This is a genomic window from Nocardiopsis sp. LDBS1602, from assembly GCF_035818715.1.
In the GTDB taxonomy this organism is placed as follows: Bacteria; Actinomycetota; Actinomycetes; order Streptosporangiales; family Streptosporangiaceae; genus Nocardiopsis; species Nocardiopsis alba.
The window spans coordinates 23,192-43,284 of record NZ_JAYLVW010000011.1 but is presented as its reverse complement, the minus strand read 5'-3'; the positions used below and the strand labels follow the sequence as shown (position 1 = coordinate 43,284).

Below are 20,093 nucleotides of genomic sequence, written 5' to 3'. Positions count from 1 at the left end.
CGGGCGCCTCTCACAGATGGGTGAGGGGCGCCTCGTTTTCGACCCAGCGCCAATCGACGGGCTTCCACTCCTTCTTGAGCCGGTTGCGTCGACGGTTGTGGTCGGCCAGGGCCTCGGCGACGACGGGGCCGAGGTCGGCGAGGTCGTCCGGGATCTCGATGTCGAGCATGAGGCCGTGCTCGGGCCGGATCAGGATCAGGGTGCCGTCAGGGGCGCAGGCCATCGGCTTCAGGTGCCGCAGCCCCTTGTAGGCCTTCTCGGTCGTGGGCAGCCTGGCGAGCAGCCGACCGTCGGCGTCCCACATGTACAGGCCGGAATGGTTGACGTGATAGGCGCGGCCTCGGGCCGGGTCGGTGACGACGGCGTAGTGCTCTCCCGGGATCGGGGAGGAGTCTCCCCGCCCCGGGCTCTCCAGTTCGCCGATCAGGGTGCCTCGGTCGTCGATCAGGGCGTAGCTGTAGGAGCTCCACCGGTCGGGTCGGGGGCTCTCGAAGAGGGGGATGACGAAGCGGTCCTCGGCGAGGACCCGATAGGCCTCGTAGTGGAAATCGGCGCGGCGGGGCGACAGAGACCAGACGCCGCCGCAGCCCCGGTCCCGGACCTCGGTCAGGAGGCTCGGGGTGGGGCGGTTGCCCGGTCCGGCCGGTGCCCCGTCGTGGATCGTGTGGGGGAGGCGCGGTGATCCCTCGTCCGCGACCCATTTCCCGGTGAACGGGCCGTCCCCCGGGACGACCAACGCCTTGATGATCCTTACGGTCGGCCGTTCCTCGGCGGTGAGGGGGTCTTCGGCCAACCCGATCAGGTTGGGTCGCGTCCCCATCCCGCCGGCCTCCCGTTCCGGGACCACGCACAGGAGCCGCCCGGCAGGGGTGGTGCGGATCAGCGTGGCGAAGCCGCCCCTCAGGTGTTCGGAGACGTCCCATTCGTCCCAGGAGGTGGACCGGTCCCCTCCCCAGGAGCCGATCGTCCCCCGCAGCTCGGCGTCGACCAGGAAGACCTCCCCTTGAGCGGCGGTCAAGGCCAGGGAGCCGTCGGGCAGGACGCACAGATCGTCGATGGTCGTCGGTAGCCCGCCCAACGTCTCCCGCTCTCCCACCCCTCGGGACAGGTGGAGGACGAGTCTGCCGGCGAGCCCTCCGTCGGGGCGGAACCGGGAGATCAGGTGGGCGCACATCCCCTCCTTCCTGCCGGCGGAGATCTGGCGGATCCGGGTCAGCAGGTACCGGTCGCCCTTCGGGGAGACGTCCATGCACACGTGTTCGACGCCGGAGTAGGCGCCCGGACCGTCCATGTCGGACAGCAGGAGGGAGCCGGGCAGGGTGAGGGGAAGGGTGCGTGCCATGCCCACACTCTGCCCGCACGGTACGACAACGGCGCCTCGTGCCAGGTCGGAGCCGCTCCCAGGGGGCCGATCCCGCGGCCGTCGGACCGGGTCGGCCGGCCCCGCGGATCCCCGTGCCGCACGCGCTTCCGGCGGCCCGCAGGGCCGTACCCAGGGGCTCTACGGTGAGCGCGCATTGGATTTCGGCGATTTTGTATGGAAACATCCCATAGTTGTCGTGCTCTCCTGAACGGTCGCCCAATTCTCTCCGAATGGGAACGCGCCCTCAGAGCGAGAGCACCGACCCGTCCTGTCCCCTACAGATCGAAAACTAAGTGCAGTCATTTTCTGAAGAATCCACCCTCACGCAGTTGGGCACGCCCGGCGTGCTCGCCCTTCTTCTCCTCTTCTACGGCGGCACCATGTGGATGTCCGTCGCGATTTCCAAGCGCAAGGAGAGCGCCGACGGCTACATGACCGCCGGCAACCGGATCGGCTTCGGTATCTCCGCCGCCTCCATGACCGCCACCTGGATCTGGGCGTCCTCGATGTACGCCTCGGCCACCGCGGGCTACACCTACGGTGTGGCCGGGCCCATCCACTACGGGCTCTGGGGCGCGCTGATGATCCTCTTCATCTACCCCTTCGGTAAACGGATCCGCGCCGTCGCGCCCAAGGCGCACACGCTGGCCGAGGTCATGTACGCCCGTCACGGACGTTCCTCGCAGCTCATGCTCGCCGGATCCAACGTCCTCGGCTCCGTCATCTCCCTGACGTCGAACTTCATCGCGGGCGGGGCGATCATCGCGATGCTCTCCCCGCTGAGCTTCGGCGCGGGCATCGCCATCGTCGCCGGAGGCGTGCTGCTCTACACCCTCTGGTCCGGCTTCCGCGCCTCCGTGCTGACCGACTTCGTGCAGGTCGTGGCGATGCTCGGCGCCGCCGCGATCGTCATCCCGGTCATCTTCTTCGCCGCCGGCGGCTCCGAGATGTTCGAGGCCGGCCGCGCCATGGGCAACGTCACCCCGCAGCAGGAGAGCTTCTTCTCCTCGGACGCGTTCATGAACCAGGGCGCGCCCTACATCGCCGCGGTGCTGGCCTACGCGATCGGCAACCAGACCATCGCCCAGCGGCTCTTCGCGGTGCGCGAGGACCTGATCAAGCCCACCTTCGTCACCGCGACCGTGGGCTACGGCGCCACCGTGATCGGCGCGGGCATGGTCGGCGTCATGGCCCTCTACCTGGGCGTGCAGCCGCTCGACGGAGACGTGAACAACCTGCTCCCGCAGATGGCCGCCGAATACCTGCCGCTGCTCCTGCTGGGGCTGGCCTTCCTCATGATCATCGGCTCCCTGTCCTCCACCGCGGACTCCGATCTCGCGGCGCTGAGCTCGATCGTCATGGCCGACGTCTACGGCCAGTCCGTGGGTCGCGAGAAGGCGAACCCGAGGACGATGCTGCTGATCGGCCGCGCCACCATGGTCGTCGCGACGGGCGTCGCCCTGTACTTCGCGACGGCGAGGTTCAACATCCTCGACCTGCTGGTGTTCGTGGGCGCGCTGTGGGGCTGCCTCGTGTTCCCCGTCATCGCCTCCTTCTACTGGAAGAAGGTCACCAACCTCGCCTTCACCGTCTCGGTGCTCGCGGCGCTCGCGATGTTCCTGCCGGTGCGATTCGAGTTCATCGCGCTCACCGGGGCCTGGGCCGTCCTCGTCGAGGCCCTGGCGATCGTGGGCGTGGGTGTGGTGCTGGGCATCATGGCCTTCGGTTTCTTCGGCCGTAAGGCGGCGGTCTGGGTGGGCGTGGTCGCGACCGTGGCGACCCTGCCGTTCGGCTTCGACTTCCTCCGCGACTACGCGGTGCTCTCCGGCTCCCTGGTCGCCTACGCGGTCTCGTTCCTCGTCTGCTGGGCGCTGTCGGTGCGCTCCAAGGCGGACTTCGACTTCGAGACCATCAAGCGGGTCACCGGGGACTTCGACGACGGTGGCCTCGACCCGCGAACGCAGGCCAACGAGAACACGGACGAGCCCGCGCCCACCACCACGAAGAACGAAGGGAACTGATCATGTCGGCGACCATTCTCACCGCCTACGTCCTCATCTGGCCGGTCCTCGTGGCCGGCGTCCTCGTGGCGATCGTCCGCGGGTTCGCCAAGGACGTGAAGGAGGCCCGCAAGGAGGGCCGTCCGCTCATCTGATCCCGTGCCCGGCCCCGACGGGGCGACGCACGCGGGATCGTCCGTCCCGGACCGGGACGGTCGGCCGGGGGCCGCTCGCGGTCACCCCCTCCCCCGGCTCCACCGCCCGTCACGATCGGCTTGTCGCCGAAGTCGACGACGAATACCCCGAGAAAGCGCGTGGTTCCCCGGAACATTCGCATAATCACCCTCGGTGATCGAAGTGGTCCGTTCTCCGCTTTCTCCGCACGGATTTCCGCCACGATCGAACGCCGGACGGCGCGCGAAATAGGAGCCGCCGTCCGGAACCGCGAACGTATCCGCCCGTGGATATTCGAGGAATTCACGCGCCCGCGTCTCATGGAGCGGACCGGATCCTCACTCTCCGGTGAAGACCGGATCGACACGGGCGAGGGAGGCGGCCACTCCGGCCTCGCTGTCCTCGGTCGCCAACAGGCGGGTCTGCTCGACGATCTCCCGTTCCAGGGCGGCGGGCAGCTCGGCGAGCAACCCGGCGCGCATGGTCGCCTTCATCGAACGCACCGCGAGCGGAGCGGAGGCGGCGATCCGATGGGCGTACTCCAGAGCCGCCTCGCGGACCGCGCCGTCCTCGACCAGGAGGTCGGCCAACCCGATGGCGTACGCCTCCTCGCCGGGGACCCGACGGGCGGTGTAGAGCATGTCGGCGGCCTTCTGGGCGCCCACGATCCGGGGCAGGGAGACACTCAGCCCGAACCCCTGGTGCAGTCCGAGGCGGCCGAAGTTGGCGTGGAAGCGGGTTCCGGGAGAGGCCACACGGAAGTCCGCGGAGCAGGCCAGGCCGAGTCCCCCGCCCACGGCGGCGCCCTGGACGGCGGCGATCACCGGGACCGGAAGCGAGTACAGGCGCAGGCCCTGACCGTAGATGGCGCTGAGCGTGTGCACGGGGCTGTCGCCCACCCCGCCCGAGGCGAAGTCCACACCGGCGCAGAAGTTCTTTCCCTCCGAGCACAGGACCAGGGCCCGGACGCCGTCGGCGACCAGCCTCTCGACGGTGTCGGCGAGCTCGGTGAGCACGTCGAGGGAGAAGTGGTTGTCGGGCGGACGGTGGACCTCCACGACGCCGACGTGATCGTCGACGTGGACGGACAGCTCCTCGCTCATGGGCGCCTTCCAGTGGTTCGGGCCGGAGACGGGGGGTGGACGGCCACGAGGGTATCGGGCCGCCCTCATCGGCCCGGCGGCGGTCCACGGATGACGCGCCCGGAGTGGGCGCGGTCCGTTCCCGCCGGGTGCCCCCTGGTTAACGTGACGCCATGAGCAACGAGATCGATCCGACCGTGCCGCCCAGCGGGGACGGCTGCCGGGAGTGCACGGAACAGGGCGGCTGGTGGGTGCATCTGCGTCGCTGCGCCGCCTGTGGTCACGTGGGCTGTTGCGACAGCTCCCCCGGACAGCACGCGACGATGCACTTCCGCAGGACCGACCATCCGATCGTCCAGAGCTTCGAGCCCGGCGAGGAATGGTTCTACGACTTCCGCACCGAGGCGGTGGGCCGGGGACCGGAGCTGGCCCCACCGACCTCCCACCCGGAGAGCCAGTCGGTACCGGGCCCGGCCGACCGGTTGCCGCCCGACTGGACGAACCGGGCCGGCGGTTGAGGGGGCGACCCGCCGCCCCCTTCGCTCGGCCCCGGCGGGGTGAACGGGCATAGTGGTGCCATGACGGACGCACAGCCCACCGTCGCCGACGCGGGCGACAGGTACACGATCACCGACGGCGGCGAGGTCGCCGGGTTCACCCGGTACGTGGACGCGGGGAACCGACGCATCTTCTTCCACACCGAGATCGAGGACCGTTTCGCCGGGCGCGGACTGGCCCGGACGCTCGTGGAACGCGCTCTGGACCACACGCGGGGGCTGGGGATGCGGATCGTTCCGGTCTGCCCCTACGTGCACGGTTACGTGGATCGGCATCACGATTTCGACGACGCCCTGGAGCCGGTGACACCCGAGATCCTGGAGATCGTCCGGACCTCCCAGTACTGACCGCCGGCCCGGGGCCCGTCCCCGGGCCGCCCCTCGGCGGGCCGGGAGTGGATCACGGGCCGGGTCGTCCCTACCGTGGGGGTGACCCTCCCCTTCGATACCGGAGCGTGCCCGCATGACCACCGCCCACGACATCCCGGATCTGCTCTCCCCCGAGTTCCACGACGACCCCTACTCCGCCTACGCGCTCCTGCGCGAGCACGCCCCGCTGCTGTGGCACGAGCCCACCTCCGGTTACGTGCTGTCCCGCTACGCCGACGTCCGCCGTGTGTTCCAGGACCGGGAGGGGGCGTTCTCCACCGAGAACTACGCCTGGCAGTTGGAGCCGGTCCACGGGCGCACCATCCTCCAGCTCGACGGTCGTGAGCACGCGGTACGTCGGGCCCTGGTCGCGCCCGCCTTCCGGGGGCGGGACCTGAGCGAACGCTTCCTGCCGGTGATCGAACGCAACAGCCGTGAGCTCGTCGACGCCTTCCGCGACACCGGGCGCGTGGACCTGGTCTCCCAGTACGCGACACGGTTCCCCGTGAACGTCATCGTGGACATCCTGGGTCTGGACCGGGCCGACCACGACCGCTTCCACGAGTGGTACACCTCGATCATCGCCTTCCTCGGCAACCTGTCCCAGGACCCCGAGGTGACCGCCGCCGGGCTGCGCACCCACGACGAGCTGGCCGCGTACATGCTGCCGATCATCCGGGAGCGGCGGAACGACCCCGGCGACGACCTGCTCTCCCGGCTCTGCCTGGCCGAGGTCGACGGCACCCGGATGACCGACGAGGAGATCAAGGCGTTCTGTAGCCTCCTTCTGGCCGCCGGCGGGGAGACCACCGACAAGGCCCTGTCCTCCCTGTTCGCCAACCTGATCGCCCATCCCGAACAGCTGGCCGCCCTGCGCGAGGATCGTTCGCTGGTGCCCCGCGCCCTCGCCGAGTCCCTGCGCTACACCCCGCCGGTGCAGATGATCATGCGTCAGGCCACCCGGGACGTGGAGTTCGACGGTGGAACGGTGCCCCGGGGCGCCACCGTCACCTGTCTGATCGGGTCGGCCAACCGCGACCCCGAACGCTTCGCCGACCCCGACGCCTTCGACCTGTTCCGGGAGGAGCTGTCGGAGGCCACGTCCTTCTCGGCCGCGGCCGAGCACCTCTCCTTCGCCCTGGGGCGGCACTTCTGTGTGGGCGCCCTCCTGGCCGAGGCCGAGGTCCGGGTGGCCGTCGACGACCTGCTCGACGCCATGCCCGACCTGCGCCCGGCCGAGGGCGCGGCGCCGGTCGAGCGAGGGCTGTTCACCCGGGGGCTCGAGGCCCTGCCGTTGGAGTTCTCCCCGGTCCCCCGCGCTCGCCGCGCCGACTGACCGGGTCCGACTCGCGCGGCCCGGCCCCGGACGGGCCGCGCGAGGGCTCCGGGCGGCTCAGCGGCCGGTCGGGGAGAAGAGCACGGGGAGTTCGTGGAGGCCGCGCATCCACACCGAGGGACGCCGACGGAGCTCCTCCGAGGGCACCGCGAGACGCACGTCGGGCAGCCGGTCCAGGAGGGTCTCCACCGCGACGCGGGCGATCGTCTCCGCGATCATCGGCGCCGGGAAGGGGCAGCCGTGCTCGCCCGCGCCGAACGACATCTGGGCCCGGTTCGTGGTGTGGACGTGCGGCTCCCCGGTCTCCAGGCGCGGGTCGCGGTGGGCGGCGGCAGGCCCCAACACCAGCAGATCCCCCCGTTCGATCCTGCGTCCTCCCAGTTCACAGGCTTGAACCGCCCAGCGGCCGATGATGTTCTGGGTGGGGGTGTCCTTCCACAGCACCTCGTTGAGCGCCTCGCCGACGCTGCCGCGTCCCCCTCGCAGGGTGAGCGAGAAGTCGCCGTCGAGCAGCATGAGGCGCAGGGTGTTGCCGATCCAGTCGCCGGTGGGCGCCTGGGCCGCCGTCAGGACCACGAGCAGGTCGACGACGGCCTCCTCGTCGGTGAGCTCGGCCTCGTGCGCCAGCAGGCGGGAGGGCACGTCGTTCCTCGGGTCGGCGCGCCGTTCCATGACCATCCGGACCATGCGTTCCCGGAGCCTGCGGTGGGCGCGGGGCGCCTCCGGCGTCACGTCCAGGGAGACCAGGACGTCCTGGACCAGGTCGGGCACCTCCTGTTCCGGGATCCCGTACAGGCGGGCGACCACCTCGGCCGGGATCCGGTGGGCGTACCGGTCGATCAGGTCGGCCCTCCCGTCCCCGGAGAACCGGTCGACGAGCATGTCCGAGACCTGACGGCACAGGGCGTTCAGGTCGGCCCGATGGACGGCGCCCAGGGCGTCGCCGACCGCGTCGATCCGCCTCCGGTGTTCGGCCCCTTCGGTGAACGTCACCGAGGGGGTCCACATCACGTACGGCATCAGCGGCCAGTCGTCGTCGACGCTCTCCCAGAGGTTCCACCGCCGACAGTCGCGAGCGAACCGTTCGGGGCTGCGGGTGACGTGGTGCAGTTCCCGGTAGCCGAGGACGAACCAGGCCGGGACGTCCCCGTCGAGGAGGACGGGCGCCACCGGACCGAACCTGCGGCGCATCTCCTCGTAGAGCGCCTCGGGTTCCCTCGCGATCTCGGGACCGTACAGGCGCATGGCGTGCTCGTGGTCGGGGGACGGACGCGCGGGCTCCGTCCCGGGGGATACGACCCCCGTGTCGTCGTTCACGTCGGTCCCTTCGGGGCGCGGCCCGTCGGTCGCTGTCCGGTCAGAGGCGTTGGAGGGCATGGAGCACCTGTTTCAGGGTCTCGGGGTCGTTCCGGGTCCCCTCTCCGTTGATCGGGGGCACGGGGTGGCGGGCGATCACCGCCCCACGATCGAGCAGGTCGCCCAGAAGGATCCGTACGACGCTCAGCGGGAGCCCGAGCCGGGCCGCCAGCTCCACCACCGCGACCGGCCGGGCGCACAGACGCAGGATGTCCACGTGTTCGGACTGCATGTCGGGCGAGGGGCCGGACTCGGCGACGACGAGGGACACCGGGTCGAGGGCGACGTCGACGCCGCGGCGCCCTCCGATGACCGTGTACAGCCGGTCGGGGCTCTCCACGCCGACGGGCCCGACCGTCACCACGGGGGCGCCGTCTCGTGGTCGCCGAGGGGGGACGGGTCCGATCCCGGGTGGAGCCGATCGGGGTGTTCCCAGACCTCCTCGGCCAGAGCCCGTCCCCGGGAGAGGCCGGTCCCGTTCCCCCAGGGCATCGAGGGGCGGATGTCCTCGTCCTGCGGCTCGATCCCGGGTCGGGCCCCGGCGGGCGCCCCGAGCCGGGCCCCTCCCCCGGACATCTCCCGGGCGACCTCGTGGGTCCGGGCTCCGACGTCCTCGCCCTCGAACGTCTCCTCGGCCGGCGCCGCTTCCGGTCGAGGGCCCACGTCGGTGAGGAGGGCGGGCGGGATCAGCATGACGACCCCGAGCCCGCCCCGTGCCGAGGGACGCAGGCTCACCTTGAGCCCGTACGCGGCGGCCAGGCGGCCGACCACGGCCAGCCCCGTCCGCGAGCCGGGCAGGGTGGACAGGTCCCGGGGCTCGGCGAGAAGGCTCTCGATGTGCCGGCGCTCCCGGTGGCGGATCCCCGGTCCGCTGTCCTCGACGGTGATGGAGACCCCGGTGTCCTCCTCTTGGGCGTAGACGTGCACGTCGGTGTCGTGGGCGGAGAAGCAGGCCGCGTTGTCCATGACCTCGGCCAGCGCCTGCATGACGCCCTCGGCGGCGTGCCCGACCACGGCCGTGGTCCCGGTGTGGTGGAGGCGGACACGGCGGTAGGCGGTGATCCGCCCCATGGCCCCGCGCAGGATGCTCTCCATCTCGATGGGCCGGGTCCAGCGTCGTCCCGAGCGGCCGCCGGCCAGGACGACGAGGCCGTCGGCCAGGCGTCCGGTGCGGGAGACGTTGTGGTCCACCTCCAACAGGTCGGTGAAGACGTCGGCGCGATCGCCGTAGCGTTCCTCCAACCCTCGGAGTTGGGCCAGCAGGGTGGTCAGGTGGGCCTGGAGCCGCGCCCCCGCGTCGGCGGCGGAGAGCATCGCCGTGTCGCGGCGGCGGTCGGCGGCCAGGAGTTCGCCGAGCACGCGGCGGCGCAGCCGTTCCACGACGGGGTCGACCCGGCGGAACTCCCGGCTCAGGGTCTCCTCCGCGAGGGGCCGGTCCTGCCGGATGCGGAGCAGCATGAGGGGGAGGTCGAGGTCGGCGAGCGAGGCGACCTGCTCCTCGATCCGCTCGGCCGTGTCCCGTTCCTCGGCGGAGCGGCGTTCGGCGCCCGCGATCCTCGTGGTGACGGCGTGGGAGAGGCGGTCGATGGCCGGGTGTGTGGGTCGGGCGTGCTCGCCCAGGACGTCGTGGACCGCCCTGCCCTCGCTCACCGCGTGGGAGAGGGCGGGCAGGAGGACGTCCACGACCCGGCTGGCCTCCTCCTCCAGTAGACGCGCCCCGGCGCCGACCCGGGCCGCGTGTTCCCGGGCGTTGCGGGCGATGGCGACCTGGTGGACGGCCACCGCCACGGCGACGCACAGCAGGAGCGCGGCGACCCCTCCGAAGAGGCCGACGGCCGGTCTGGCCGGATCGGGGCTCTCGCTCACCGTCCAGGACCAGGCCGGAACGATGACCGCGGAGGCGACCAGAAGTGCGACGAGTGCCTGTTGGCCGGGGCTCGGAAGGGGCCGTTTCCGGTCGGACAGGTGTGCTGTCATGGTGATTTTCCTGGCTGCGTGGGCGAGGTGGGAGAGAAAGGGCCGCATCGCCCGACCACACGGGCATGGGCGTCCCCACTGGAGCCCGGAAAGGGTCGATCGAGGCGGCCGGATTTCACGTTAGACCACCTCAGAGGGGAGTGTGAGCTTTCCCGGGAACACATCCGAAAGGCAGATCGGAGCATCCCTCTCCCCGGACGACAAAGCAGAGGAAAAGAGAGCGGCCCCCTTTGTTTGGTTTTCTCACAAAGGGGGCCAATGCGGTTTTAAGGGCCTTTTTCCTAGAGAACGCCCTTGGCCGCGGTGAGGATGACCAGGAGGGGCACCCGGCGGTCGGCGGGGACCACGTAGTGGCCGCGGCGGCGGGTGGTGAGCCATCCGGCGGAGGCCAGCAGGTTGACGTGGTGGTAGATCTGCCCGGTCGTACCGAACCCCTCGCGCTCCTTGAGTTCGGCCACGGTGGAGACCCCCGAACAGACGGCCTTGAGGATCGCGAGACGGACCGGGTGCCCGAGCGCGTCGAGGGTGCCGGACAGGGCGGACCAGTCCAACCCGTCGACCTGGTCGACGGTCAGACCGTACTGCCAGCCGAGGGGCCCGTCGTCCCCGTCGAGGCGGCCCGCGTAGACCACCGCCCCGACCCCGTCCGGGACGGCCTCCTCCAGCCCCTTCAGCACCCAGAGGTCCTCGGCCCTCGCCCCTTCCGCCTCCGATACGGGCATGGAGGGGGCCGGGCCGCGTTCCAGCTCGGCGACCCGGCGTTCCAGATCGGCGAGGCGTTCCTGTGTCGATCGTTCGCTCACGCGGCCAGAATAGCCGATTATCCGAAATTACGTAGTAACGGACTGACCAGCTCGAAAATACAGAGAAAACATGACTTTGCCCGATCCGAAGCAACCGCTTCCGTGCCCCTTGCCCGACGTGCCCCATCATGAAGGAGCGGCGTTCGGCTCCGCTCGCCCGTGTCCATCCGAGGTTCCGTCCCCCGGCGACCGGTTCGGCCGGACGGGACGACCGGTAAGGAGCACACCCCATGCGCTCGTCCAACGGTTGGCAGTACTTCGTCTGCACTCTGCTCGTCGTCATCGGCGCCATCAACATCATCCAGGGGCTCACCGCGATGTTCACCCCGGCCTTCTTCCTGGCCGACGAGTCCCGACTGCTCATGTTGGAGTACGAGGGCTGGGGCCTCCTGCTCGGAGGCTGGGGCGTGGTCATGGTCGTCGCCGGTCTGGCGATCCTGTCCGGCAGCGCCTGGGCCCGGATCTTCGGTATCGTCCTGGCCTCCGTGAACGCCCTGGCCCAACTGGCCTTCCTGATCGCCATGCCGCTCTGGTCGGCCATCGTCATCGCCATCGACATAGTGGTGGTCTACGGGCTCACCGCTGGCTGGCCCTCGGCCACCCGCGACGAGGAGGACCCCGAGACCCGGAACTCCGCGTACCGGGCGGGCTACCGGGCGGCCCACGAACGTCCCGCGTCGACCCCTCCCCCCACCCGTTCCCCGGAGCACGGCGACCAGCGTCGCAGGACCAACGGTTGAGCCGTCCCGTTCACCGCCCCGTCCCGCCGGTTCCGGGACGGGGCGGTCCGTGTTCGGCCCCCGCGAGGCTCGGCACGGTGGGGGCGTCCGCACTCGTCACCCGGCGAGAGAGCGCCTCACGCCCCTTCACCGCGGACCGGCCCGACCGATACCGGACGAGAACACTCCCTACGCGGAAAAGGGCCTGTGGACGACCGGGGGGAGCGTCTCCGGAGAACGTAGGGTCGAAGTCATGACCTCCCCCCGTCCCGGCCTCTCGCCCTCCGTATCCGTGTCCGTGATGAGCCATCCCGACCGCGCCGAGGCCGCGCGGCGCCTGGCCGACTCCCTGCCAGAGCTCTCCCCCGTCGTGATCCCCGACCCCGATCCCCAGGGCCCGCCCTCGGCCCTCCGCGCCGCCGGGGCCGCCTGGGCCGCCGCCCCCGAGGGGGCCGGCCACCATCTGGTCCTCCAGGACGACGCCCGACCGGCCGCCGGGTTCGCCGCGACCCTGGAGCGGGTCCTGCGGGCCCACCCCGAGGCCGCCGTCTCGCTGTTCGTCGAGTGGGGTTCGCGCACCGCCGTCCTGGCCCGCTGGGCGGTGTACACCGGGGCCGGAGCGGTGCCGGTGGTCAACCCCTACGTGCCCACCGTCGCGTTGGCGCTGCCGGCGGAGCACGCGAGAGCGCTCGGCCGCTTCCTGGCCACGGCGGACGAGGACGAGGCGGACGACCGCGCGGTGCTGAGGTTCGTCCGTCGCTCCGGGCTCACCCCGCTGGTCGCGGTGCCCAACCCGGTCGAACACGACGACCGGCCCAGCCTGGTGGGCAACTCCGACCACGGGATACGCCGGTCGGCCTGCTTCACCCCATCTCCGGCGGCCGACCTCTCCCCCGCCGTCCTCGAACCGCCCCGGTTCCTGCCGTTCCTGCGCTGGAACATCGGCACCCCGGTCCTGATCGACCTGGATCACGACGTCCCGGAGGCGCACCGCCCCTTGGCCGAGGTCCTCGACGCGTGGGGTCTGCCCGAGGACGATCGGTCCGAGGCCCTGCGGAAGGGGATCGAGGCGGGCACCCTCTCCGAGGTCGTCCCCGAACCGCACCTGACCGCTCTGTGGCACACGGTGGTGGCCGAAGGGGTGGTGCTCCGCTCCCGATGGCCGGAGGTCGTCGACTCCCTACGCTCTCGAGCCGACGGACCGACGGTGCGCGCGGCCCTGGCCTCCCTGGCCCCGGGGGCGCTCCGATGCCTCGTCGACGTCGAGGCCCTGGCCCGCCACGAGGCCGAGGTCGTCGACCTGGTCCTGGCCGGGCTGGAGTACGGGGCGGCCCACGGCCGGATCCCGAAGGGGTGGACATGACCCTCATCGCCCCGCCCATCTCCCCCTTCCGGAAGACGAGGTTCCCTTCATGATCGACCCGTCCACCCGATCCGCCGAGACCACGTCGAGCGTCCGGATCTCCTGCGCCGTGATGAGCCACCCCGACCGCGCCGAGGCCGCGCGGCGCCTGGCCGACTCCCTCCCCGAACTCTCCCCCGCCGTGGTCACCGACCCCTCGCCCGAGGGCCCGCCCACCACCCTGCGCACCTCGCTCGCCGCCTGGGCCGCCGCCCCCGAGGGGGCCACCCACCATCTGGTCCTCCAGGACGACGCGGAGCCGTGTCCCGGCATGGTCGAGGCTCTGACCCGGATGGTGGCCGCCCACCCCGAGCGGGTCCTGAGCCTGTTCTGCGAATGGGGATCGGGCACCGCCACCATGGCGCGCTGGGCGGCCCTGGGCGGATACGGGCTCGCCGAGTGCGCGGACCGCTACGTGCCCACGGTCGGGATCCTGATGCCCACGCCCCTGGCCCGACGGCTGGTGGCCTCGGTGTCCCCCGAGGGCCGAGAGGAGGAGCCCGACGACGAGGCGACGGCCCGCTTCCTGGAAGGGGTCGGCCGTCCGGCCCTGGTCACCGTGCCCAACCTGATCGAGCACGATGGGGACCTCAGCCTCGTCGGCAACGCCCACCGGATGGGGGTGCGCCGTTCGGTCCTGCTGCGCGAGAAGGGGGATCCGGCGCCCTCGCCCCGGGTGCTGCGCTCCCCCGCGCGCGTCCCGTTCATGAGTTGGCGTCGGGCCCGCGCGTCGATCGTCCGTCGGGACATCGACAGAGGCGTGTACGACCGTCACGACGGTCTGGTCCGGGCCGAGGCCGAACGCTCGGGGACCTCGCGTCGGTCCGTGGTCGAGGCCCTGGACCTGTGGCTCGACACCGCCGAGGCGGGGCATCGACTGGAGGGGGCGCTGGGCTATGGGACGACGTACGAACTGTGGCTGACGGCGGCCGTGACGGCCCTGTGGGCCCCGATCCCCACCGCCGATCTGCGCTCGCCCACGCCCGCGGCGCGCAGGGCCCTGAGAACCCTGGCCCCGGGCGGGCTGCGCACGGCGGTTCCCGAGGTACTGACCGACGCCGGGCTCCGCGCCGACCTGGACGCACTGGTGGGCGCCGCCCACGACTTCGGCGTCGCCCACCGTTAGCGGACAAGGCCCTGCCCGTGTCCGCCGGTCGTCCGGCGGACACGGGCGCGGATCAGCGCTTCTTGACGTGCAGCCGACTGGTGACGGCCAGCCGGTTGTAGAGGTTGATCATCGCGATCGCCGACATCAGGGCGGCGAGCTCGGTGTCGTCGTAGTGCTCGGCGGCCTCGGCGTAGGTCTCGTCGGACACCCCGTGATCGCCCATGCGGGTCATCTCGTCGGTGAGGGCGAGGGCGGCCCGCTCGGCCGGGGTGAAGATGTCGCCCGCCTCGTACCAGGTGGCCACCAAGAAGAGCCGCTGCTGACTCTCCCCCTCCTTGAGGGCGCGCTGGGTGTGCAGGTCCACGCAGAAGGAGCAGCCGTTGAGGACCGAGGAGCGGAGCTTGACCAGTTCGAGCAGCCGGATGTCCAGCTCCTCGGCGATGACCTGGTCGATCTCGTCCAGCTTCTTGTAGACCTGGGGGACCTTCTTCGCCCAGACCACGCGTTCGTTCGCCATGGGGCGCCTCCTCAACCATCGGTCGTCCTGTCGAGGCCGATGCTACGGCCGGCCCCTCGCCCGAGGTCGGCAACCCCCCGAGGAGCCGCGTCGACCCGGGTCAGTCCGGGTCGCGGGCGTCGTGGGCGAGCAGCGCCAGTTGGATCCGTCCGCTCAGGTCCAGTTTGGTGAGGGCGCTGGACACGTGCGCCTTGACCGTCCCCATCGACATGTACAACCGTTCGGCGATCTCGGCGTTGGACAGTCCTGCCGTCACCGCCTCGGCCACCTCGCGTTCCCGTGCGCTGAGCAGCGCGAGCCGGGCTCGGGCCCGGGCCCTGCGGTCCGCCCCGGAGGAGCGCTCCTCGGGGTCCTGACCGGCGACCCGGTCCATCAGGGCGCGCGCCACGCTCGGCGACAGCACCGGCTCTCCCGAGGCGGCCCGTCGTACCGCCTCCACGATGCGTTCGGGGTCGGTGTGCTTGAGCAGATAGCCGGCGGCTCCGGCGCGCAGGGCCCGGGCCACGGTGGCGTCGGCGTCGAAGGTGGTGAGCACGATGACCTGGGGCCCGGGGGCGTTCCCCGACCGCAGTTCCTCGGTGGCGGCGATCCCGTCCATGACCGGCATGCGCACGTCCATGAGGACCACGTCGGGCCGGCATTCGGCGACCGCCTCGCGGACGCCCGCCCCGTCCTCGCTCTCCCCCGCGATCACGATGTCGCCGTCACCGGAGAGCATCATGCGCAGCCCGGATCGGACCAGGGGGTCGTCGTCCACGAGCAGGACTCTGATCAGGGGTCTGGTCACCTTCACGGCACCTTTCGATGGTCGTTCCTCCTGGAGGCGTCGGCCCCCTCCTCGGGCCAGGGGAGGACGACGGCCAGCCGGAAGCGGCCCTCCTCGGGCCCGTACTCCAGACTCCCGCCGTCCAAGCGGACGCGTTCGCTCAGCCCGGCCAGCCCCGCCCCGGTCCCCGGCACCTCGCGCCCCGCCCGGCCGACCGGCAGCGCGTTGACCACCACGATCTCCAGCGCCCGCCCGGGAGCCCCCGAGGCCTCGACCGTGGTCCTCGCCCCGGGGGCGTGCTTACGGACGTTGGTCAACCCCTCCTGGACCACCCGGTAGGCGGTGCGCTGCACCTGGTCGCGGGGTTCGGCGTCCTCGGGCAGGTCGAAGGAGGCGTGGACCCGCTCTCCCGCGTCGACCGCCTCCTCGACCAGCCGGGGCAGGTCGGTCAATCGCGGCTGAGGTGTGCCGCCCTCTTCTCCGGCGAGGTCGCCGGAGCGCAGCACGTCGAGGATGTCGCCGAGTTCGTCCAGGACGCGGTGGGCGTTGTCGCGGATCACCCGGACCGCGGCGCCCACCTCGGCGGGTGTGGGGGGTTCGCCCCGCCCGCTCTCGGCCCGTTCAGTGCGGTAGGCCAGGGCTCCGGCGTGCACGGACAGCAGGGACATGCGGTGGGCGACGACGTCGTGCATCTCGCGGGCGATCCGGCGGCGCTCCTCCACCCGGGCCAGGCCCAGGCGCTCCTCCCGTATCTCCCGCTCTCGTCGCACGTCCTCACGGAGCCGTTCGACGAGTCTTCGTTGGGAGCGGATGGCCGCGCCCCAGGCCACGCAGGCGTTGAGCATGATGACGATCGCGACCATCGTCACCCCGACGGCGCCGGGGGTGACCGGGACCAGCAGTGCCCAGGGCAGGGACAGCACCGTGGCGAGGGTGGCCGCGCCGATCGCCATGAGGGGCGGCCGGTGGATCGCCAGGGAGATCAGGCAGACGAGCAGGGCGCCGATCACCGCCACCGAGAACGAGGAGACCAGGATGATCCCCGTGGCGACCGCCAGAGGGTGGGAGCGCCGCCACCACAGGGCGACGCAGGCCGGCGGTAGACAGCTCAGGTCCGCCCACAGCACCCAGGTGGGCACCCGGTCGGTGGGGTGCAGGTCGTTCCCGTAGGCGGAGAAGGCCAAGAGTCCGCAGACCAGTACGAACACGGTGAGCAGGACGTCCACGGACAGGTCCCGACGGCTCCGTTCCATGTCCCTCCCCCTCCGTATCGTCCGAGTCCCCAGGGTAGAACGGGTTCTTCTCCGGTGCCTCGACCGTCCGGCCGGCGTGGGCGCGCCGGTCGGAGGGGGAAGTGGTCGCCCGACCGACCGCGGATGTCCGTACGGCCGATGCGCCCTTCGAACACGGGCTCTCACGATGGGGACATGACAAGCGCTCACGGACCCGAAGAGAGCGTGCCGGCGTTGGAGCTGGACTCGCTGACCAAGACCTTCGATGAGACCCGGGCCGCCGACCGGGTGAGCCTCTCCGTGCCGAGGGGGTCGTGGACGGGGCTGGTCGGCCCCAACGGGGCGGGGAAGACCACCTCGCTGTCGATGGCGGTGGGTCTGCTGCGGCCCGACTCGGGCACCGCCCGTGTCCTGGGCGTGGACGTGTGGGCCGAACCGGTCGAGGCCAAACGTCGTCTGGGCGTCCTGCCCGACGGTCTCTCCCTGCCCGAGCGGTTGACCGGCGGCGAGCTCCTCGACTACTGGGGGCGGCTGCGCGGCCTGGATCGCGATCTCACGCGTGACCGGAGCGAGGAGATGCTCCGGATCCTGGAGCTGGATCGGGCCGAACGGAACGGGACCCTGATCGCCGAGTACTCGACGGGGATGCGCAAGAAGATCGGGCTGGCCACGGCCCTGCTGCACACACCCGAGGTGCTGGTCCTGGACGAGCCCTACGAGGCGGTGGATCCGGTGTCGGCGCGCGTGCTGACCGCGATCCTGCGCCGCTACACCGACGGCGGCGGCACCGTGATCATCTCCAGTCACGTGATGGCCCTGGTCGAACGGATCACCGACCGGGTCGCGATCATCGCCGACGGTCGGGTGCTGGCGGACGGGCCGCTCGACCTGGTGCGCGGAGACGACCCCGCCTTGGAGGACACCTTCGTCCGGTTGGTCGGCGCTCGTGAGGTCGGGGAGGGGGATCTGGCGTGGTTGGGGTTCTGATCCGGCTCGAATCCACCCTGGGGCGGCACGGCGCCTCTGGGACGCGTGGCGGCACCCTGGCTCTGCTCGTGGGCGGGGCCGCTCTGACCTGGTACGTCACCGTGGTCGCCTCCTCCGCCGAGGTCAGGTCGCAGCTGTTGATGCTGCTCGGCGCCGTGTGGGCCGGTGCCTGGATCCTGGGGCCGACCATCACCAACGGCGTCGGGGTGCTGCGCCCGCAGTACTTCACCCTGTTGCCGTTGGAGCGTTCACAGGTGGGCACCGGTCTGTGGGCGACCGCGTTCGTGGGGGTCGGGCCGGCGCTGACCCTCGTGGCCATGGCGTCCACGGCCCGTCACGCCTGGCTCTCGGAGCCCGCCACCCTCTCCCTGGGGCTGCTGGGGATGCTGTTGTCGGTGGTGTTCATGGTGTCCCTCTCCCGTCTGGTGTTCCGTGCGCTGGGGGCGGCGATGCACACGAGGGTGGGCATGGAGATCGCCTCGGTCCAGTGGGGGCTGATCGTCGCCGGCCTGTTCTTCGGCTGGGCGGCGATCGGGCCCGCCCTCTCGGCGGCCGGGGACCTCGCCGAGCGGGGGTTCCCGGCCCCGGTGGTCACGGTCCTGGCGGCCCTGCCCACCTCGTGGCCGATCGCGGCCGTGGACGCCGCCGCCTCCGGGGCCTGGGGCGCCGCCTTCGGCCTGTTGGGGGCCTTCACCCTGCTGACCGCGGCGACCGTGCTGGCCACCGTGCGTCTGCTGGCCCCGCGCGTGAACGCCCGAGGTCGGGGAAGGCGTTCACGTCCCCTCGGGCGTCGACGTTCGACGAGGCGCCTCCCCCTCCTTCCGGACGGTCCACTGGGCGCGGTCGTCGGCAAGGAACTGCGTTCCTGGTGGCGGGACCCCTGGCGGGCCCTGGAGCTGCGGTCGGCCCTGTACGCGGGCCTGTTCATCGGCCTGTTCGGGCTGATGGCCGACCGTCCATGGATCACGCTGTCCGCCGGGGTGTTCACGGCGCTGGTCATGGCGATGGGCGGCTCCAACATGTACGGCCACGACGGCAGCGCCCTGTGGCTGACCGTCGTGGGGCAGGGCCGGGACACGGTCCGCGCCGACGTGCGCGGGCGTCAGATCGCCATCGCCCTGCTCATCGTGCCCGGCACGCTCCTGCTGGGCCTGGTCTCCGTCCTCGTATCCGGGGAGCCCGACGCGTCGCCGTACGTGCTGGCCGGGCTGCTGGTGGTCCTCGGGGTGGGCAACGGTCTGTCCGTCCTGCTGTCCGTGGTGGCGGCGACCCCCGGGGTGGAACCGCATCTGCGGGTGGACGCCAACGACACCGGGGACACCCGGGTCCAGGTGTGGACGTCGCTGATCGCGATCCCGCCACTGTCCTCCCCCACCATCGTGGTGGCCCTGCTGGCGGGGGGTTGGTGGGCGGTCCCGGTCGCCCTGGTCAACGGCGCCGCGGGGGCCTGGCTGTTGGGTCGGCTGGCCCACCGGCGGCTGGCCGCGCGTCTGCCGGAGACCTTCGCCCGGATCCGTTACGGCGGTCGGGTGGCGGAACGGTCGCTGCCCCGGTCCGGTGGGGACCCGCTCGATCTGTTGGAACGGACCGCTCTGAGCACGAACGAGGACACCCGTCCGACCGGTTCGTGAGGTTCCGGGCGTTCCGGGCCGTGTGGACGGCGGCCCGGGGCCCGGTCATCCCCGGGAGGTCCGGACCGTCTCGAAGACGGGGGTCAGGCCGTCGAGGAAGGCGGTGAGCGCCAGTTCGAAGCTGTCCTCGTCGATCTCGGTGGCGACCTCCGCCAGCAGGTGGGCCTGGGAGAGGTTGGGGTACCGGTCACGGTAGACGCGCGCGTCGTCGTCGAAACCGCGCGCGAAGGAGCGGGTGGCGGCTCCGACCACCAGGTACTTGGTGGAGGCGCCGATCATGGTGGCGTAGCGCGGCGGCCATCCGGCTCCGACCAGACCTCCGTGCACGACGTCGGCCCGGCGGAGCGCCTCCTCCCTCCGTCCGGGCCCCGAGGCGATCACCGGCAGCAGGTTCGGATGCTCGATCAGGGCCGCACGGTAGGAGCGGGCCCAGGTGGCGAGTCCGGCCCGCCAGTCCCCGCCCTCGAAGCCCGAGACGTCGATGTCGGCGGTGACCTCGTCGGCGATGTCGCCGAGCAGCTCCTCCTTGGTCCGGTAGTGGCCGTAGAGGGAGGCGGCCCGCACGTCCAGCTCCTCGGCGAGCCTGCGCATGGAGAGCCGTTCCAGCCCGTCCCGGTCGAGGAGTTCCAGCGCGGCCCGCCGGATGACCGGTTTGCTCAGGATCGGCGTCTTGGGTCGGGCCACGGAAAGGGTCTCCTTCTGCGCTGGGCCATC

At 71.5% G+C, this 20,093-nt stretch carries 20 protein-coding genes; 10 read left to right on the top strand and 10 right to left on the bottom strand.

Annotated elements, in window-relative coordinates; genetic code table 11:
* Positions 1-10: 10 nt before the first annotated feature.
* Positions 11-1,342: a hypothetical protein gene (locus tag U9J66_RS23415; RefSeq protein ID WP_161110233.1), complete on the bottom strand. Its 1,332-nt coding sequence runs from the start codon at positions 1,340-1,342 to the stop codon at positions 11-13.
* A gap of 350 nt (positions 1,343-1,692) precedes the next feature.
* On the opposite strand from U9J66_RS23415, the gene U9J66_RS23410 reads away from it, so the two are divergent.
* Positions 1,693-3,384 carry a sodium:solute symporter family protein gene (locus tag U9J66_RS23410; protein WP_202421423.1) on the top strand — a complete coding sequence of 564 codons (1,692 nt, stop codon included), beginning with the start codon at positions 1,693-1,695 and terminating at the stop codon, positions 3,382-3,384.
* A 2-nt stretch (positions 3,385-3,386) separates the two neighbouring features.
* A complete protein-coding gene (locus tag U9J66_RS23405) occupies positions 3,387-3,518 on the top strand; it encodes a putative transporter small subunit (protein WP_014909044.1) in 132 nt (43 codons plus the stop codon).
* Between the two features lie 357 nt (positions 3,519-3,875).
* Here the strand turns inward: U9J66_RS23405 and U9J66_RS23400 are convergent, their stop codons facing one another.
* A complete protein-coding gene (locus U9J66_RS23400; protein ID WP_017535012.1) occupies positions 3,876-4,640 on the bottom strand; it encodes an enoyl-CoA hydratase/isomerase family protein in 765 nt (254 codons plus the stop codon).
* Between the two features lie 152 nt (positions 4,641-4,792).
* Between U9J66_RS23400 and U9J66_RS23395 the strand changes: the two genes are divergently transcribed.
* The 3 genes from U9J66_RS23395 to U9J66_RS23385 all read left to right on the top strand — a co-directional run bounded on the left by U9J66_RS23395 (position 4,793) and on the right by U9J66_RS23385 (position 6,881).
* Complete coding sequence (locus tag U9J66_RS23395) at positions 4,793-5,137, top strand: UBP-type zinc finger domain-containing protein (RefSeq protein WP_161110235.1); 345 nt, start codon at positions 4,793-4,795, stop codon at positions 5,135-5,137.
* Between the two features lie 60 nt (positions 5,138-5,197).
* Positions 5,198-5,524, top strand: a complete 327-nt coding sequence (locus tag U9J66_RS23390; protein WP_017535010.1) for a GNAT family N-acetyltransferase — start codon at positions 5,198-5,200, stop codon at positions 5,522-5,524.
* Between the two features lie 115 nt (positions 5,525-5,639).
* Entirely contained in the window at positions 5,640-6,881 is a 1,242-nt protein-coding gene (locus U9J66_RS23385; RefSeq protein WP_017535009.1) for a cytochrome P450, read from the top strand.
* Between the two features lie 57 nt (positions 6,882-6,938).
* On the opposite strand, the gene U9J66_RS23380 is transcribed toward U9J66_RS23385, so the two are convergent.
* The 4 genes from U9J66_RS23380 to U9J66_RS23365 all read right to left on the bottom strand — a co-directional run bounded on the left by U9J66_RS23380 (position 6,939) and on the right by U9J66_RS23365 (position 11,017).
* The gene (locus tag U9J66_RS23380; RefSeq protein WP_326338763.1) at positions 6,939-8,198 is read right to left on the bottom strand and encodes a cytochrome P450; all 1,260 of its coding nucleotides are present in this window, start codon (positions 8,196-8,198) and stop codon (positions 6,939-6,941) included.
* A gap of 40 nt (positions 8,199-8,238) precedes the next feature.
* Complete coding sequence (locus U9J66_RS23375; RefSeq protein ID WP_017535007.1) at positions 8,239-8,601, bottom strand: DUF742 domain-containing protein; 363 nt, start codon at positions 8,599-8,601, stop codon at positions 8,239-8,241.
* Positions 8,595-10,214, bottom strand: coding sequence for a sensor histidine kinase (locus U9J66_RS23370; protein WP_326338762.1), 1,620 nt, complete (start codon positions 10,212-10,214; stop codon positions 8,595-8,597). Before U9J66_RS23370 ends, U9J66_RS23375 begins: the two co-directional genes overlap by 7 nt.
* 281 nt (positions 10,215-10,495) lie before the next feature.
* Entirely contained in the window at positions 10,496-11,017 is a 522-nt protein-coding gene (locus U9J66_RS23365) for an ArsR/SmtB family transcription factor (RefSeq protein WP_326338761.1), read from the bottom strand.
* Between the two features lie 230 nt (positions 11,018-11,247).
* On the opposite strand from U9J66_RS23365, the gene U9J66_RS23360 reads away from it, so the two are divergent.
* From U9J66_RS23360 to U9J66_RS23350, 3 genes are all read left to right on the top strand, one after another.
* Positions 11,248-11,757 carry a DUF7144 family membrane protein gene (locus U9J66_RS23360; protein WP_161110238.1) on the top strand — a complete coding sequence of 170 codons (510 nt, stop codon included), beginning with the start codon at positions 11,248-11,250 and terminating at the stop codon, positions 11,755-11,757.
* Positions 11,758-11,989: 232 nt separating this feature from the next.
* A complete protein-coding gene (locus tag U9J66_RS23355; protein ID WP_326338759.1) occupies positions 11,990-13,099 on the top strand; it encodes a hypothetical protein in 1,110 nt (369 codons plus the stop codon).
* A gap of 49 nt (positions 13,100-13,148) precedes the next feature.
* A complete protein-coding gene (locus tag U9J66_RS23350; RefSeq protein WP_326338757.1) occupies positions 13,149-14,264 on the top strand; it encodes a hypothetical protein in 1,116 nt (371 codons plus the stop codon).
* 52 nt (positions 14,265-14,316) lie between these two features.
* On the opposite strand, the gene U9J66_RS23345 is transcribed toward U9J66_RS23350, so the two are convergent.
* The 3 genes from U9J66_RS23345 to U9J66_RS23335 all read right to left on the bottom strand — a co-directional run bounded on the left by U9J66_RS23345 (position 14,317) and on the right by U9J66_RS23335 (position 16,782).
* Entirely contained in the window at positions 14,317-14,763 is a 447-nt protein-coding gene (locus tag U9J66_RS23345) for a carboxymuconolactone decarboxylase family protein (protein WP_326338756.1), read from the bottom strand.
* Positions 14,764-14,863: 100 nt separating this feature from the next.
* The gene (locus U9J66_RS23340) at positions 14,864-15,556 is read right to left on the bottom strand and encodes a response regulator transcription factor (protein WP_014909103.1); all 693 of its coding nucleotides are present in this window, start codon (positions 15,554-15,556) and stop codon (positions 14,864-14,866) included.
* A complete protein-coding gene (locus U9J66_RS23335) occupies positions 15,553-16,782 on the bottom strand; it encodes a sensor histidine kinase (protein WP_326338755.1) in 1,230 nt (409 codons plus the stop codon). The genes U9J66_RS23340 and U9J66_RS23335 overlap by 4 nt, the downstream gene beginning before the upstream one ends.
* 174 nt (positions 16,783-16,956) lie before the next feature.
* Here U9J66_RS23335 and U9J66_RS23330 point away from each other — a divergent pair, with 174 nt between their 5' ends.
* A complete protein-coding gene (locus tag U9J66_RS23330; protein WP_026125356.1) occupies positions 16,957-17,748 on the top strand; it encodes an ABC transporter ATP-binding protein in 792 nt (263 codons plus the stop codon).
* Complete coding sequence (locus U9J66_RS23325) at positions 17,733-19,379, top strand: hypothetical protein (protein WP_326338753.1); 1,647 nt, start codon at positions 17,733-17,735, stop codon at positions 19,377-19,379. Before U9J66_RS23330 ends, U9J66_RS23325 begins: the two co-directional genes overlap by 16 nt.
* 45 nt (positions 19,380-19,424) lie before the next feature.
* Here U9J66_RS23325 and U9J66_RS23320 read toward each other — a convergent pair whose 3' ends face one another.
* Positions 19,425-20,063 carry a TetR/AcrR family transcriptional regulator gene (locus U9J66_RS23320; protein WP_014913415.1) on the bottom strand — a complete coding sequence of 213 codons (639 nt, stop codon included), beginning with the start codon at positions 20,061-20,063 and terminating at the stop codon, positions 19,425-19,427.
* Between the last annotated feature and the right edge of the window lie 30 nt (positions 20,064-20,093).